Here is a 15,308-nt window from a genome sequence, read left to right on the forward strand (position 1 = left end):
ATAGATTAGCGACCTGAACGTCAGGCCCCAAACGAAATAGCGACCGCCACCCCGACGAAGAGGATCTGCTCCGCCGTACGCGGGCCGAGGGGGGGTCGCCGGGCGGCCGGCCAGGGACAGCCCGCGCCGGACCGCCGAGACGTTCGCGGGGAACATGGCCAGCATCAGCAGGGCCAGCCCGGCCGCGGCCCAGCGGGCGGTCGCCGGCACCAGCAGCCCGACCGCGCCCACCAGCTCCAGCACCCCGGTGATGGTGACCAGCAGGTCGGGCCGGGGCAGGCCGGGCGGCACCATCTCGATCATGTCGGCCCGGTAGGCCGGGGCGAAGTGCGCGACACCGGTCACCACGAACATCAGCGCCAGGCCCACCCGCAGCGCCGGGTGCCAGCCGTCGAGGGCGGCCACGCCGACCAGTCCGGCCAGTCGGGCGAGCGCGGTGCCGGCCACGAGTGCGATCAGCGGAGCCATCGGTACCCCCTCGGCAGCAACTTGTCGCCGACAAGATTGCCTCCGAGGTGCCATCTTGTCAACGGCTAGATACGATGGCGGCATGATCGGAACGCGCGGCTACCACCACGGCGACCTGCGTCGCACCCTGCTCGCGGCGGCGGTGCAGGTGATCGAGGAGTCGGGCCCGGCGGCCCTGAGCCTGCGCGACCTGGCCCGCCGGGCGGGCGTCTCGCACGCCGCCCCGGCACACCACTTCGGCGACAAGTCGGGGCTGCTCACCGCCCTCGCCGCCGAGGGCTTCCAGCTGCTGGCCGAGGCGCTGTACGACGCCGGCGGCGACCTGCTCGACCGGGGCGTCGCGTACGTCGACTTCGCGGTCGGCCACCGCGCGCACTTCGAGGTGATGTTCCGGCCGGACCTCTACCGGCCCGACGCGGAGGAGCTGGTGGCGGCCCGCCAGCGCGCCGGGGACGCGCTGCGCTCGGGCGTCGCCGCGCTGCCCGAGCGACGCCCGACGGCGGAGGACCCGCAGGGCGACGCGCTCGCGGCCTGGTCCATCGTGCACGGCTTCGCCACGCTCTGGCTCTCGGGCGCGCTGCCGCCCCGGGTCGGCGACGACCCCCGGGCGGCGGCCCGCGAGGTGATCCACCGCCTCTTCCCGCAGACCTGACGGATCCCCCGCCGCCGGGCACCAGGCCGGGGAAGATCAGGAAGGGCCGTGCGGGCCGGCGGCGGCGGGTGGGCCGCCAGCCGGACGGCGGTGTCACCAGCTGGTGGGCAGCGGCATCCCCTCGGTGTAGCCGGCCGCGCTCTGCACGCCGACCAGGGCCCGCTCGTGGAACTCCGCGAGGTCCCGCGCGCCCGCGTAGGTGAAGGCGCTCCGTACCCCCGCGATGATCTCGTCGATCAGGTCCTCCACGCCCGGCCGGGACGGGTCCAGGTACATCCGCGCCGAGGAGATGCCCTCCTCGAAGACCGCCTTGCGGGCCCGGTCGTACGCGCTGTCGTCGGCCGTCCGCGCGCTGACCGCCCGCGCCGAGGCCATGCCGAAGCTCTCCTTGTAACGCCGGCCGTCGGCGTCGGTGTAGAGGTCGCCGGGGGACTCGTAGGTGCCGGCGAACCAGGAGCCGATCATCACGTTCGAGGCTCCGGCGGCCAGCGCCAGCGCCACGTCGCGGGGGTGTCGCACGCCGCCGTCGGCCCAGACGTGCCGGCCGAGCTGCCGGGCCGCCGCGGCGCAGTCGAGCACGGCGGAGAACTGCGGCCGGCCCACCCCGGTCATCATCCGGGTGGTGCACATCGCGCCGGGACCGACGCCGACCTTGACGATGTCGGCCCCCGCCCGCACGAGGTCGCGTACGCCCTCGGCGGTCACCACGTTGCCCGCCGCGACCGGGACCGCCGGGTCCAGCGCGCGGACCGCCCGCAGTGCGGTGATCATCCGTTCCTGGTGGCCGTGCGCGGTGTCCACCACCAGCGTGTCCACCCCGGCCTCGAGCAGCGCCGCCGCCTTGCCGGTCACGTCGCCGTTGATGCCCACGGCGGCGGCGATCCGCAGCCGGCCCCGGTCGTCCAGCGCCGGCCGGTAGAGGGTCGCCCGCAGCGCGCCCTGCCGGGTCAGCACCCCGACCAGGCGCCCCTCGGCGTCGACCACCGGGGCCAGCCGGCGCCGCCCCGCCGAGAGCCGTTCGAAGCCGGTACGCGGGTCCGCGTCCGCCGGCACGGTGTGCAGCTCCGTCGACATCACGTGCCGGAGCTGGGCGAAGCGGTCCACGCTGACCGTGTCGGCCTCGGTCACCACGCCCACCGGCCGGCTCTCCTCGTCGATGACCACCACGGCGCCGTGCGACCGCTTCGGCAACAGGTGGATCGCGTCGCCGACGGTGTCGGTCGGTCCCAGCGTGATCGCCGTGTCGTGCACCAGGTGCCGCCGCTTGACCCAGGCGACGACGTTCGCCACCACCTCGATGGGGATGTCCTGCGGGATGACCGCGATCGCGCCGCGCCGGGCGACCGTCTCGGCCATCCGACGGCCGGACACCGCCGTCATGTTCGACACGACGAGCGGGATGGTGGTGCCCGTGCCGTCGGTGGTGGCCAGGTCGACGTCGAGCCGGGAACCCACCTCGGAACGGACGGGCGCCATGAAGACGTCGTTGTAGGTCAGGTCGTGCGCGGGGACCGCGCCGTGAAGGAACCGCACGTCGCCATCATTCCCGCCCGCCGGCGTCCGCGCCCCCGGTGGTAGCCGAAAACACCCCGACTGGCAGGTCGGCGCCGTCAGTCGAGCAGCAGGGTGGCCGCGACCGCCACCATCACGACGGCCACCGTGCCGTCGATGATCCGCCAGGCCACCGGGCGGGCCAGCACGGGCGCGAGCCGGTGGGCGGCGGCGCCGAGGGCCGTGAACCAGACCGCGCTGGCCAGCACGGCGCCCGCGCCGAAGACCCAGTGGTGCGGGTGCTGGCGGGCCACCCCGCCGAGCAGGAGGACGGTGTCGAGGTACACGTGCGGGTTGAGGTAGGTGAACGCGAGGCAGGCCAGCAGCGTCGCCCCGAGCGTGGCCGGCGGCCGGTCGGCGGGGGAGAGCGCGCCGGGGCGCAGCGCGCGGCGGGCGGCCAGCGCGGCGTACCCGAGCAGGAACGCGGCGCCGAACCACCGGACGGCGGTGAGGGCGGCGGGGTGCTCCGCCGTCGCGCCGCCCATGCCGGCGATGCCGAGCGCGATGAGCAGCGCGTCGGACGCGGCGCAGATGGCGACGACCGGCAGGACGTGCTCGCGGCGCAGGCCCTGCCGCAGGACGAAGGCGTTCTGCGCGCCGATGGCGGCGATCAGCGCGATGGCGAGGGAGAAGCCGGCAACGGCGGAGCCGGCCACGGAACCGCTGAGGATGTCGGGCACGAGCCGAGGCTACGAGCCCCATCCGATGCAGCCCAGCTAAAGATTCTCATGGCGGATAAGCTCTGCTTCATCATGCTCGACACCACGCAGCTCCGGACCTTCGCCGCAGTGGTCCGCGAGGGCAGCTTCGAGGCGGCGGCGCGGTCCCTGCACGTCACCCCCTCGGCCGTCAGCCAGCGCCTCAAGGCGCTGGAGCAGTCCGTCGGTCAGGTGCTCGTCCGGCGGACGAAGCCGTGCCGGGCCACCGACGCGGGCCGGCCGCTGCTGCGGCTCGCCGGGCAGGTGGCCCTGCTGGAACGGGAGGCGCTGGCCGCCGCCCGGCCCGCCGTCGGCGGGTCCGCACCCACCCGGGTGACGGTCGTGGCGAACGGGGACTCGCTGGGCACCTGGTTCGTCGGCGCGCTGGCGCGACTGCCCACCGAGCTGGCGCTCCTGTTCGACGTCCGCCGGGACGACGAGGACCACACGGCGGAGCTGATCCGCGACGGCACGGCGATGGCGGCCGTGACCGCGCAGCGCGAGGCCGTGCAGGGCTGCCGGGTGGAGCGGCTGGGCGCCATGCGGTACGTCGCCCTGGCCGAGACCGGGTTCGCATCCCGCCACTTCCCCGACGGTCTCACCGAGGCCGCCCTCGCGTCGGCGCCGATGCTGGCGTTCGACCGCAAGGACCAGCTCCAGCAGCGCTTCGCCCGCACCGTGACCCGGCGCCGGCTCGACCCGCCGATCCACTACGTCCCGTCCTTCGACGGCTTCAACGAGGCGGTACGGCTCGGGCTCGGCTGGGGGATGGTCCCGGAACGGATCGCCCACGCCGACATCGCCGCCGGACGCTGCGTCGACCTCGGGGCCGGGCGGCACCTGGACCGCCCGTTGTACTGGCAGCACTGGCGGGTGGACTCCACCACCCTGGACGCGTTGACGGCCGCCGTCCGGGCGGTGGCCGGCGCCGAGCTGCGCTGACTGCGCACCTCAAGCCGCGCTGAGGTCGAGGGCCAGATCGGGGCCGCGCCGGGGGCCGGGCCGGCCCAGGGTTGCGCCGAGGCCGGGGCCGGCCCTGAGCCGCGCCGAGGCGGGTCCGCCTCGGCCGCGCCGAGACCGGAGGCCGCGCGCCCGGGGCGCGGGTCAGGCGATGGTGCAGATCGCCGCGCCGGCGGTGATGACGGCGCCGACCTCGGCCGCGAGGCCGCTGACCGTGCCCGCCTTGTGGGCGTGCAGCGGCTGCTCCATCTTCATCGCCTCCAGCACCACGACCAGGTCACCCTCGGCGACGGTGTCGCCGTCGGCCACCGCGATCTTGACGATGGTGCCCTGCATCGGGGAGGTGAGCGCGTCGCCGCTGACCGCGACGCCGGCCTTGGCCCCGCCGCCGCGACGGGCCGGCTTGCGCGCGGCGGGCGCGGCAGTGGCCGTACCCCCGCCGAGGCCGGCGGGGAGGCTGACCTCCAGCCGCTTGCCGCCGACCTCGACCACGACGGTCTCGCGCTCGGCCGGCGCCTCGGCGGGGCCGGCGGCGGCGGTGAACGGCGGGACGGTGTTGTCGAACCCGGTCTCGATCCACCGCGTGTGCACGGTGAACGGCTCGGCGGTGAACGCCTCGTCCCGGACCACCAGCCGGTGGAACGGCAGCGCGGTGGCCATGCCCTCGACGACCATCTCGTCCAGGGCGCGGCGGGCCCGCTCCAGCGCCTCGGTACGCGTCTCGCCGGTGACGATCACCTTGGCCAGCAGCGAGTCGAAGTTGCCGCCGATCACGTCGCCGGCGGAGATGCCGGTGTCGACCCGGACGCCGGGGCCGGTGGGCAGCCGCAGCGCGGTGACCGTGCCGGGGGCGGGCAGGAAGTTGCGGCCCGGGTCCTCGCCGTTGATCCGGAACTCGATGGAGTGCCCGCGCGGCGTCGGGTCCTCGGTGAACCGCAGCTTCTCGCCGTCGGCGATCCGGAACTGCTCGCGGACCAGGTCGATGCCGGCGGTCTCCTCGGTGACCGGGTGCTCGACCTGGAGGCGGGTGTTGACCTCCAGGAAGGAGATGGTGCCGTCGGCGCCGACCAGGTATTCCACCGTGCCGGCGCCGTGGTAGCCCGCCTCCCGGCAGATGGCCTTGGCGCTGTCGTGGATCTGGGCCCGCTGCGCGTCGGTGAGGAACGGCGCGGGAGCCTCCTCGACCAGCTTCTGGTGCCGGCGCTGGAGCGAGCAGTCCCGGGTGCCGACCACGATCACGTTGCCGTGCCGGTCGGCCAGCACCTGCGCCTCGACGTGACGCGGCTGGTCCAGGTAGCGCTCGACGAAGCACTCGCCCCGGCCGAACGCGGCGACCGCCTCGCGGGTGGCCGACTCGAACAGGTGCGGGATCTCCTCCATGGTGCGGGCCACCTTGAGCCCGCGCCCGCCGCCGCCGAAGGCGGCCTTGATGGCGACCGGCAGGCCGTGGTCGACCGCGAACGCCAACACCTCGTCGGGGCCGCCGACCGGGTCGGGGGTGCCCGGCACCAGGGGCGCGCCGGCGCGCTGGGCGATGTGCCGGGCGGTGACCTTGTCGCCGAGGTCCCGGATCGCCTGCGGGGTGGGGCCGATCCAGGTCAGCCCGGCGTCGATGACGGCCTGGGCGAAGTCGGCGTTCTCCGAGAGGAAGCCGTAGCCGGGGTGGACCGCGTCGGCGTCGGCCTTCGCGGCGACCTCCAGCAGCTTGTCGATGCGCAGGTACGTCTCGGTGGCGGTGTCCCCGCCGAGGGCGTACGCCTCGTCGGCCAGCGTGGCGTGCAGGGCGTCCCGGTCGGAGTCCGCGTAGACGGCGACGCTGCCCAGGCCGGCGTCGCGACAGGCGCGGATGACGCGGACGGCGATCTCGCCGCGGTTGGCGATGAGTACCTTGCGCACGCTGCTGGCTCCTCCCGGAGGGTCACTGACCGGGAGTGTATCGGCCACCGTGGCGGCCCTAACGATCGCTCAGTGTGGGATGCCGCACTGTTCACCGCGCCCTAGTCAAATTTGCTTATTACGCTCATCCGGTGTCTGCCACGCGAATGATGATCCTCGGCCTGGTGCGCTGGATGCAGCCCGTGCACGGCTACGACGTACGCCGCGAGCTGCTCAGTTGGAGCGCCGACAGGTGGGCGAACGTGCAGCCCGGGTCGATCTACCACGCCCTGCGCAAGCTGACTCAGGAAGGGCTGCTGCGCGAGGTGGCCACCGAGCAGGTGGGCGCCCGTCCGGCCCGCACCACGTACGAGGTGACGCCGAAGGGCGAGGAGGAGTTCGAGTCGCTGCTGCGGGGCCTGTGGTGGCAGCTGCACGAGCCGCCGGATCCGTTCACGGCGGCGTTCTCCTTCCTGCCCGCGATGCCGCGCGACGAGGCGGCGGCCGCCCTGCGCAACCGGGCGAACCTGCTGCGCGCCGGTGTCGAGTGGATGCGTACGTCGTTGAGTTCTGACTGGATGCGTTCGACCAAGCCGGTGCACGTGGGGTGGATGTTCGAGCTCTGGACGGCCCGGTCCGAGGCGGAGATCTCCTGGTGCGAGCGGATCGCGGAACGGATCGAGTCGGGGGTGTCGTACCTGCCCGAGGGGCTGGAGCGGGCGGAGGGATGGCAGGGCTGGGAGGAGCGGCTGCCGCCCCGACCCACGGAATACGAATAATCAACGTTGACCATAAGAGCTATATCGCGTTAGCCTGCCCCGGGACGCCACGGGGGAGCATGCCGTCCGGCGTCGTCTCCGAGGGACAGACAGGTGGCCGGTGGCACCGGCCCGGACGACCAGGAGCAGAGATGATCGAGACCAGAGGGTTGCGGAAGTCGTTCCGCTCCCGAGAGGGTCGCCAGACGAAGACCGTCGACGCGGTGCGCGGCGTCGACCTGAAGGTCGCCGAGGGGAGATCTTCGGTTTCCTCGGCCCCAACGGCGCCGGCAAGACCACCACCCTGCGGATGCTGGCCACGCTCATCGAGCCGGACGGCGGCGAGGCCACCGTCGCCGGGGCCGACCTGCGCAAGGACCCGGCCGAGGTGCGCCGCCGCATCGGCTACGTCGCCCAGGGCGGCAGCACCTGGGACGAGTCCACCGCCCGGGAGGAGCTCGTCCTGCACGCCCGGATGTACGGCATCGGCAAGGCCGACGCGCACCGGCGGGCCACCCGCGCCCTCGACGCCTTCCAGCTCACCGAGTACGCCGACCGCAAGTGCAAGACCTACTCCGGCGGCCAGCGCCGGCGGGTGGAGATCGCCCTCGGCATCATCCACGAGCCGAGCATCGTCTTCCTGGACGAGCCGACGACCGGCCTCGACCCGCAGAGCCGGGCGCACATGTGGGACGAGATCCGCCGGCTGCGGGCCGACGGGATGACCGTCTTCATCACCACCCACTACCTGGAGGAGGCCGACGCGCTCTGCGACCGGATCGCGATCATGGATCACGGCGAGGTGGTCGCGGAGGGCACCCCGACGGAGCTGAAGCGCGAGATCTCCGGCGACGTCGTGCTGGTCGGGCTCGACGCGGCGGCCACCCCGCAGGCCGCGCAACTGCTCGACGGCGAGCCGTACGTCAACAAGCTGGAGACCGTCGAGGAGGGCGGGCTGCGGCTCTACGTCGACGAGGGCGCCACCGCCATCCCGCAGATCCTGCGCCGCGTCGACACCGCCGGCCTCGGGCTCAACTCCATCGAGCTGCACCGGCCCAGCCTCGACGACGTCTTCCTCACCAAGACCGGCCGCTCGCTGCGCGAGTCCTGATCCCGACCGGAGAGCCTCATGAAACTCGCCCGTGACACCTGGCTGATCTTCCAGCGCCAGCTCCAGCTGCTGCTGCGCAACCCCGTCTGGGTCTTCGTCGGCGTCTTCCAGCCGGTGATGTACCTGCTGCTCTTCGCCCCGCTGCTCAAGCCGGCGCTGAACGCGCCCACCCAGGCGGAGGCCTACAAGATCTTCGTACCCGGCCTGCTGGTGCTGCTGGCCATCTTCGGCGGCCTGTTCCAGGGCTTCGGCCTGATCGCCGAGCTGCGCGCCGGGGTCATCGAACGCTCCCGGGTCACCCCGGTCAGCCGCCTCGCCCTGCTGCTCGGCCGCTCGCTGCGCGACGTGGTGTCGCTCATCGTGCAAGCGGTCATCATCACCCTGCTCGCGCTCCTGTTCGACCTGCGCGTCTCCCTCGTCGACCTGCTGCTTGCGTACCTCATGCTCGCCCTGATCGCGCTGATGACCTCGGCCGTCTCCTACGGCATCGCGCTCAAGGTCAAGAGCGAGGACGCGCTGGCCCCGCTGATGAACACCGTGGCGCAGCCCGTGCTGCTGCTCTCCGGCATCCTGCTGCCGCTGACCTTCGCCCCTGGCTGGCTCCAGGGCATCGCCGAGTGGAACCCGTTCTCCTGGGCGGTCGACGGCACCCGGGCCCTCTTCGCCGGCGAACTCGGCGACGACAAGGTCTGGCAGGGGCTCGGCATCATCGCGATCCTCGCCGCCGCCGGCGTCTTCTGGGCCGCCCGGCAGTTCGCGCGCAGCGTCCGCTGAGCGGGAGCCTCCCTACCTGACGGGGAGAGTTGCCTCTCACCAGGGGCGGGGCGCCGGCCCGACGCTTGTAGCGTGAGGCCGGTGCCCCGCCTCACCCGTGACCGGCTCACCTGGCTGACCTACGCCCAGCTCGGGCTCTGGGGCTTCTTCCTCTACGGCTTCGGGCCGGTCGTACCGCTGCTCCGCGACGAACAGGGCACCTCGGCCGCCGTCGCCGGCCTGCACAGCACCGGCATCGCCGTCGGCGCGCTGGCCGGCGGGGCGCTCTTCGCACCCCTGGCCCGGCGCCTCGGCCGTGGCCGAGCCATCTGGATCGGGCTGGCGGGCGTGGCGGCCGGCGTCGCCGCCCTGGGCGTCGTCCGCGCCCTGCCCGCCACGATCACCGCCGTCGCCGTGATCGCCACCTTCGGCATGCTGGTGATCAGCGGCGTGTCCGTGGTGCTCACCGACCGGCACGGCGCCGGCGCACCGGCGGCGCTGACCGAGGCCAACGCCGTCTGCGCCGGCGCCGGCATCCTCGCCCCGCTGGTCATCGGCGCCAGCGTGGACGCCGGGTGGGGCTGGCGACCGGCGATGGCCGTCGAGGTCTGCCTGATCGCGCTGGTCGCGCTCGCCGCCGTGACCTTCCGCGTACGCCTGCCGCGGCCCGCCCCCGCTGCCGCGGCTCCCGGCGGGCCTCCCACCGCCCCGGCCCCCGGCTCCGCTACTCCCGCCTCCTCGGCTCGCGGCCCTTTGGCCTCCGGCTCTCTGGCCTCCGGTTCCTCGCCTCCCGGGTCCTCGGCTCCCGGTTTCTCGGCACTCGCCTCCTCGGCTCCTGGCGACGTCGCCTCGGGGGCCGACGCCGGCCGACGCCTGCCGGCGGCGTACTGGATCGCCTGGGTGCTGATGGCGGTCACCGGCTCGATCGAGGTCTGCCTGTCGCTCTGGACAGCCGACGTGCTCCGCTCGCACGCCGGGATGGCGGCCGGCGGGGCCTCGGCCGCCGTCGCCGCGATCGTCTGCGGCATGTTCGTGGGCCGGGTCGTCGGGGGCCGGTTCGCCCTGCGGTACCGGCCCGTGCCGCTGCTGCTGGCCGCGCTGGGCGTGTCCCTGGCCGGGTTCGCGCTCTTCTGGATCGCGCCCGTCGGCTGGCTCGCCGTCACCGGCCTGGTCGTCCTCGGCCTCGGCAACGCCCTGCACTACCCGCTGGCGATCTCGATCGCGCTCGCCGTCGCCGGGCCGGCCGCGGACCGGGCGGCCGGCTATGCGTCGTACTCGATGGGGGTCGGCTTCGGGATCGCGCCGGTCGCGCTCGGCTGGGTGGCCGACGGCGTCGGACCGCACCTGGCCTTCCTGCTGCTACCGGCCTTCATCGCGGCGGCTGCGCTGCTCGCCGCCCGTCTGGGCCGCGCCCTGTGCCCGGCCGGCGAACCCGCCCCCACCACCCCCGCGACGACGAACGCCTAGTCACTGACAGACCGGCCTGCCCGGCCCCTGCCTACCCACCGAGCGCCGTTCCGTTCCCCGAGACCTGTCTGGAAAGGTCCCTGCCTGCCCGCCGATTGGCGTCTCCCCGCGATCTTGGTAGGAAACGGCCCTCATAGGGGCCGTTTCCTACCAAGATCGCGCGGGGCAGTCCTGCCCGGTCAGGTCAGTGCACTCGGGCCAGGGTGAGGCCGTCGGCGATCGGGAGCATCACCGCGTCCACCCGGACGTCGGCGAGCACCTCGTCGTTGAACGCCGCGATGGCCCGGTCGTCGGCGTTCTGCGGGGCGATCACCCGACCGCCGCGCAGCACGTTGTCGACCGCGATCACCCCGCCGGGACGCATCCGGGGCACCAGCTCCGCCCAGTAGATCGGGTAACCGGTCTTGTCGGCGTCGATGAACGCGAAGTCCAGGTGGCGCTCGTGGGGCAGCTCGCGCAGCGTGTCGCCGGCCGGGCCGATCCGCAGCTCGATCCGGTCGTCCACACCGGCGCGGGCCCAGTACCGCCGGGCGATGCCGGTGAACTCCTCAGAGATGTCGAAGCAGGTCAGCCGCCCGCCCTCGGGCAGTCCCCGGGCGATAGCCAGCGACGAGAGGCCGGTGAACGTGCCCACCTCGACGGCCTGCCGTACCCCGAGCAGTCGGGTGAGGAAGGTCAGGAAGGCGGCCTGCTCCGGTGCGACCTGCATCTGCGCGTCGTTCGGCAGGGCCGCGCGGGTCTCCTCGGCCAGGTCCCGCATGATCTCGTCCGGCGGCGCACCGTGCCCGACCAGGTACGCGTGCAGCTCCGACGTGAGCGGGATCGACTTGGTGGTCATGAACGGACGCTAGCCGAGCGGCTCGACCGTCTGGTTGCCGGGCGCGACCTTCGTCCACAGATCGGTGATCCGCAGGTCCAACTCGGCGAGGAGGCGGCGCAGCGTCGGCAGGGAGAGCCCGATGACCGTGCTCGGATCACCCTCGATCCGCTCCACGAACGGCCCGCCCAGCCCGTCGATCGTGAAGGCGCCCGCCACGGCCAGCGGCTCGCCCGTACCCACGTACGTGGCGATCTCGTCGTCGCCGACGTCGGCGAAGTGCACGACCGTGGAGGCGACCGCCTCGGCCCGCCGCCCCGCCTCGACGTCGATCAGGCAGTGCCCGCTGTGCAGCACGCCGCTGCGCCCGCGCATCCGCTCCCAGCGCCGGGTGGCGTCGGCCGCGTCGTCCGGCTTGCCGAGGATCTCCCCGTCGAAGGCCAGCACCGAGTCGCACCCGATCACCAACGTCCGCTGGTCGTCGGCCGGCCGCAGCCGGGTGAGCACCGCCTGCGCCTTCATCCGGGCCAGTTCCAGGCAGAGCTCCTCGGCCCGCTCGGTGACCACGAGGGACTCGTCGACGCCGCTGACCAGCACGTCCGGTTCGATCCCGGCAGCCTGGAGAATCTTGCGGCGGGCAGGGCTCGCCGACGCGAGCACGAGGCGGGGCGGCATGGATTTCGGCACGTCGCCGACGTTACCGGCTGACCGGGACGACGACGTCTCGGGTGGGACGTGTCGACCCTTGCCCCGCCCGTCTCAGTCGTCCGGGTGCTCAGCGACTGATGCGGGGCGGCGGGTCGTCGCCACGACGACGCCGACGGGCGATGAACGTCCACGCGCCGCCGGCTGCCACGATCACGCCGAGGGTGACCAGGCCGCGGGTCGTCGCCCCACCGTTTCCGTCACCCGCCGGCTCCGCTACCGCCGTGGTGGTCGAGGTGGTCTGGGTAGGCGCGCTCGCCGTCGCCGAGCCAAAGCCCAGCGGCGGTACGTCAGCCGTCAACGCCGCCACCAGATCGATGACCCCGTGGCCGTACTCGTCGTCCCGTCCCGGGGGTCCCTTGTCGGTCGCGGTGGCGGTGAGCCTGTGCGCCACCTCGGAGGCAGGCAGGTACGGGTACTTGGACCGAATCAACGCTGCCGCCCCAGCGACGATGGCAGTGGCCCCCGAAGTTCCGGTGCCCTTGCGGTACTTGCTGTCAACACTGGTGCTGTAGATATCGACTGCGGGAGCAACCACGTCGATCTCCGGTCCGGTGACTGACACTGAGGCTCGTTGGCCGAGCCGATCAACCCCGCCCACGGCAATTGCGCCAGGGTAGGAGGCGGGGAATCCGACATGTTGGCTCAAGGGCTTATTGCCTGCTGCGGCGACAACGACAATGTCCGCGCGGGTTGCGGCCTCGATCGCCGCATGTAAACGGATATCTGCTGCTCCTGCTGCTGAAATGCTGATTACTTTGACGTTTTGCGTTATTGCGTAGTTGATCGCATCTGCCAAATGGTGACTGGTGCCTCCGTGGTCGTTGATTTTTACCCGTATGGGAAGGATCTTCGCCTTTGGTGCGACGCCAAGGGCGCCTAGTTTGCCAGCATGCCCGTGAGCGGCGATTAGACCTGCCATGCCAGTTCCGTGGCTGTTTTGGTCTTGTCGGCCGTCGCCGCTACCCCCAGCAACAATATCTGTGCCTCGGCGCAGATTGCGCGCAAGATCGGGGTGTGGATGAACGCCTGTGTCTGGCACCGCAACCGTTACGCCTTCGCCTTGAGTAATTCTGTGCGCTTCGGCGGTTCTGAGAAAGTCTAGGTGCCACTGGTCCCCCCGGATTCGATCAACGCCCTGCGGGCTCGCGGCGCTACGGCTAGACCACGCATGCGAGGTAGTTGACGGCAGGAGTGTTACAGTCAGAGTGAACAGCGCCAAGGCGGCTTGGATGGTCCGAGTTCTCAACGGTTGAAGCCAATAGCCGGACCTGGGTCGATGGGGCCATCTTCGTCCGGGGCGCGGACTACCGGGCTTACGCCTCGGTCCACTTCCCATGGGTGGTCCGGATCCCAGCGTCGCGACTCCTCGTCACTGCCGTCGTGCCGCCCTGCCCTGCCCGGCATTCCGCCTGCGCGGGCAGTGCCCATGCCGGGTGCTCCACCGATTGGCGGTATGCCCTGCACCGCGCTGAAGTTGCGGCCAGCCCCGGGGCGGGAGCCTGCGCCCCCGGTCGGAGCGGTGCCTGCGCCCCCGCCACCGATTACTCCACCAATCGGGTTAACCCGACGTTGCTGTGCGCCACTGCCACTCGATGGTCCAAATCCCATTCCGGGGGTTCCGCCGATCAGACCACCTGGTGGCATGGGCCGGGGCGATCCCGATGGCGTGGCAGGCGGGAGCCCGCCAATGGCTCCGTTGGCCGGCCGGCCGCTAGGGCCAGGCTGACCGATCGGCAATCCAGAGATCCCGTGCCCAGGCCGCACGCTTGGCGGCATAGCAGGCATCGGTCCACTGCCGGAACCAGTGGGGAGGCCGGGTGGAGTTGCACCTGGCATCGCGGGATTGATTGGAGAAGGCGCTAGACCGGGTTTGACCCCGCCGAGGACAGGCCCGACGCTACGGGGGGTTGGCGGGGAGACCTGTCGCGCGTTCGTAGTCGGCCGGGAAACGGACGAAGTAGTCGTACTCGACAACGGCACGGGAACGACGGGCGGAATCACCGGAGCGGCTGAAACGGCGCCCCCGTACACATCGGAGTTGGGCTGATCCGCCTCAGGTGAAGGCTTAGGCCTGGGCGGAGGCTGGCGGAGCATTACTTGGGCGTGTTGGAGTTCGCCGCTGAGGCCGTACATGATGCCGCGCGCCTGGACGTTGAGGCGTTCGAGGTCGGCGTCCGTCACCGGGCGATCGGGGACCCGGCTGCCCATGGCCGCCTTCGGGTCGGCGAGCGTCGCGTCGTACGTCTGCTTCTCCAGGACCTTGACGGCGTACGTCTCGTAGATCTTCTTCAGTTCTGACCGGGTGGCGCTGATGGCCTGCGTGGCGGCGGAGAGCGCGGTGTAGTTGGCGCTGGCGGCGTCGTGCGTGCGCTGCACCTTGTCGATCAGCTCGTCCAGCTCGCGGACGTATGCCCGGGCGGCCTCGTTGGTCTCCGGGGGCCAGGCCTCGGCCAGCCCTTTGCGGTATTCCTGGAGCCGGCTCAGGTGGGTCCGGGCGAGGTCGCAGACCTTGCGCCAGCCGGCGACCTGCTTCCAGTGGTTGGTGGTGTCGTGGTCCTGGAGGCAGGCCCACATGCTGGCGACGTCCATGAGCCGCCAGTCGGTGAGGGCGGACGTGCGGCCGCCGGTGCCCCGTTCGATCATGGCAGCACCACCGGCCCCTGCCCTCGCCCCTGCCCCGGCGCGGGCTCCGGGCCGGTGGGATCGGGCAGCACCGGCGGCGCGCCGCGAGGCGCGGTGGCGGTCGGGTTGGCGAGGGCCCGTTCGACGTCGGCCACGCGGGCGGCGGCGAAGGCGTCCGTTCCGGTGTAGCGGGTGGCGACGGTGCCAGCGGCGACGGCCAGGTGGCCGGTGACGTCGCGGACGCCCCAGACCATGTCGGCGGTGGCCTGCTGGGTCTCGTGGTGCACGCGCAGGAAGTCGACCAGCTCGATGAACGCGTCGGCCGGGTTGGGCACCGGCGCCGTCATGTCCTCGGCGATGTACGACAGGTGCGGGGCGTAGTTGCGTTCCACCTCGGCCTGGAGCTTGTCGGCGAACTCGCGGAGCTGGCGGATGTCGGCCTCGATGCCGCCGTAGCCGCGGAGCCAGGACGCTGGACCGTCCTCCTCGGGGATCATCGGCCCTCCCTGCCTGTCACTGCGTCGTTTCCCTGAGTGAGGTTAATAGGTCCCCGGGGCTGTCGGCAGCCCCGCCCCGGCACGCGCCGGCCACCCCACGGGTGCGCAGGGGCGCCGAGCTGCGGTGATCCGTACGGGAAAAGGTCAGCGGGGCAGGCCGGACGCCCGCCAGGCGCCGGGGCCGGCGGCCGGCGCCGCGACGGGCCGGGCGGAGCGCGCCCAGGCGGACGCGGCGACCGGAGGGGCCGCGGCGACCGGGCGGGACCGTACGACGATCGCGCCCACCAGCGCGGCCAGTTCCTCGGCGGTGGGGACCCCGCGGACGACCCGGAACAGCGGCTCTTCGGCAGACATGGCGCCAGCGTACGCGT

13 protein-coding genes and 2 pseudogenes are annotated in these 15,308 nt (G+C 72.6%); 6 read left to right on the forward strand and 9 right to left on the reverse strand.

The genetic code is table 11. The features are described 5' to 3' along the window. Positions 1-20: 20 nt before the first annotated feature. A pseudogene (locus ACFHW0_RS25345) lies at positions 21-468 on the reverse strand (DoxX family membrane protein). Positions 469-550: 82 nt separating this feature from the next. On the opposite strand from ACFHW0_RS25345, the gene ACFHW0_RS25350 reads away from it, so the two are divergent. Then, on the forward strand, positions 551-1,120 hold the full coding sequence (locus ACFHW0_RS25350; protein ID WP_416611446.1) for a TetR/AcrR family transcriptional regulator: 570 nt from the start codon (positions 551-553) through the stop codon (positions 1,118-1,120). Between the two features lie 93 nt (positions 1,121-1,213). Here ACFHW0_RS25350 and ACFHW0_RS25355 read toward each other — a convergent pair whose 3' ends face one another. Then, entirely contained in the window at positions 1,214-2,653 is a 1,440-nt protein-coding gene (locus tag ACFHW0_RS25355) for a GuaB1 family IMP dehydrogenase-related protein (protein WP_416611448.1), read from the reverse strand. Between the two features lie 77 nt (positions 2,654-2,730). Further along, positions 2,731-3,327 (reverse strand): LysE/ArgO family amino acid transporter, encoded by a 597-nt coding sequence (locus ACFHW0_RS25360; protein WP_416611508.1) that lies wholly within the window; start codon positions 3,325-3,327, stop codon positions 2,731-2,733. Between the two features lie 96 nt (positions 3,328-3,423). Here ACFHW0_RS25360 and ACFHW0_RS25365 point away from each other — a divergent pair, with 96 nt between their 5' ends. Continuing rightward, the gene (locus ACFHW0_RS25365) at positions 3,424-4,311 is read left to right on the forward strand and encodes a LysR family transcriptional regulator ArgP (protein ID WP_416611450.1); all 888 of its coding nucleotides are present in this window, start codon (positions 3,424-3,426) and stop codon (positions 4,309-4,311) included. 162 nt (positions 4,312-4,473) lie between these two features. On the opposite strand, the gene ACFHW0_RS25370 is transcribed toward ACFHW0_RS25365, so the two are convergent. Beyond that, a complete protein-coding gene (locus tag ACFHW0_RS25370) occupies positions 4,474-6,225 on the reverse strand; it encodes an acetyl/propionyl/methylcrotonyl-CoA carboxylase subunit alpha (protein WP_416611452.1) in 1,752 nt (583 codons plus the stop codon). 146 nt (positions 6,226-6,371) lie between these two features. Here ACFHW0_RS25370 and ACFHW0_RS25375 point away from each other — a divergent pair, with 146 nt between their 5' ends. From ACFHW0_RS25375 to ACFHW0_RS25390, 4 genes and pseudogenes are all read left to right on the forward strand, one after another. Beyond that, entirely contained in the window at positions 6,372-6,983 is a 612-nt protein-coding gene (locus ACFHW0_RS25375) for a PadR family transcriptional regulator (RefSeq protein WP_416611510.1), read from the forward strand. A gap of 131 nt (positions 6,984-7,114) precedes the next feature. Continuing rightward, positions 7,115-8,073: pseudogene (locus ACFHW0_RS25380) on the forward strand (ATP-binding cassette domain-containing protein). Between the two features lie 18 nt (positions 8,074-8,091). Next, on the forward strand, positions 8,092-8,847 hold the full coding sequence (locus tag ACFHW0_RS25385; protein WP_334605359.1) for an ABC transporter permease: 756 nt from the start codon (positions 8,092-8,094) through the stop codon (positions 8,845-8,847). 81 nt (positions 8,848-8,928) lie between these two features. Then, a complete protein-coding gene (locus ACFHW0_RS25390) occupies positions 8,929-10,293 on the forward strand; it encodes an MFS transporter (RefSeq protein ID WP_416611454.1) in 1,365 nt (454 codons plus the stop codon). Between the two features lie 184 nt (positions 10,294-10,477). Here ACFHW0_RS25390 and ACFHW0_RS25395 read toward each other — a convergent pair whose 3' ends face one another. The 5 genes from ACFHW0_RS25395 to ACFHW0_RS25415 form a co-directional block, all read right to left on the reverse strand. Next, positions 10,478-11,131 carry an O-methyltransferase gene (locus tag ACFHW0_RS25395; protein ID WP_416611456.1) on the reverse strand — a complete coding sequence of 218 codons (654 nt, stop codon included), beginning with the start codon at positions 11,129-11,131 and terminating at the stop codon, positions 10,478-10,480. 9 nt (positions 11,132-11,140) lie between these two features. Next, positions 11,141-11,785 carry a Maf family protein gene (locus ACFHW0_RS25400; protein ID WP_416611512.1) on the reverse strand — a complete coding sequence of 215 codons (645 nt, stop codon included), beginning with the start codon at positions 11,783-11,785 and terminating at the stop codon, positions 11,141-11,143. Between the two features lie 100 nt (positions 11,786-11,885). Next, a complete protein-coding gene (locus ACFHW0_RS25405) occupies positions 11,886-13,007 on the reverse strand; it encodes a S8 family serine peptidase (RefSeq protein WP_416611514.1) in 1,122 nt (373 codons plus the stop codon). Between the two features lie 1,450 nt (positions 13,008-14,457). Next, complete coding sequence (locus ACFHW0_RS25410; RefSeq protein ID WP_416611458.1) at positions 14,458-14,937, reverse strand: hypothetical protein; 480 nt, start codon at positions 14,935-14,937, stop codon at positions 14,458-14,460. Between the two features lie 144 nt (positions 14,938-15,081). After that, on the reverse strand, positions 15,082-15,291 hold the full coding sequence (locus ACFHW0_RS25415; RefSeq protein ID WP_416611460.1) for an acyl-CoA carboxylase epsilon subunit: 210 nt from the start codon (positions 15,289-15,291) through the stop codon (positions 15,082-15,084). Positions 15,292-15,308 lie beyond the last annotated feature (17 nt).

The organism is Micromonospora sp. LOL_025 (genome assembly GCF_048060285.1).
Lineage (GTDB): Bacteria > Actinomycetota > Actinomycetes > Mycobacteriales > Micromonosporaceae > Micromonospora.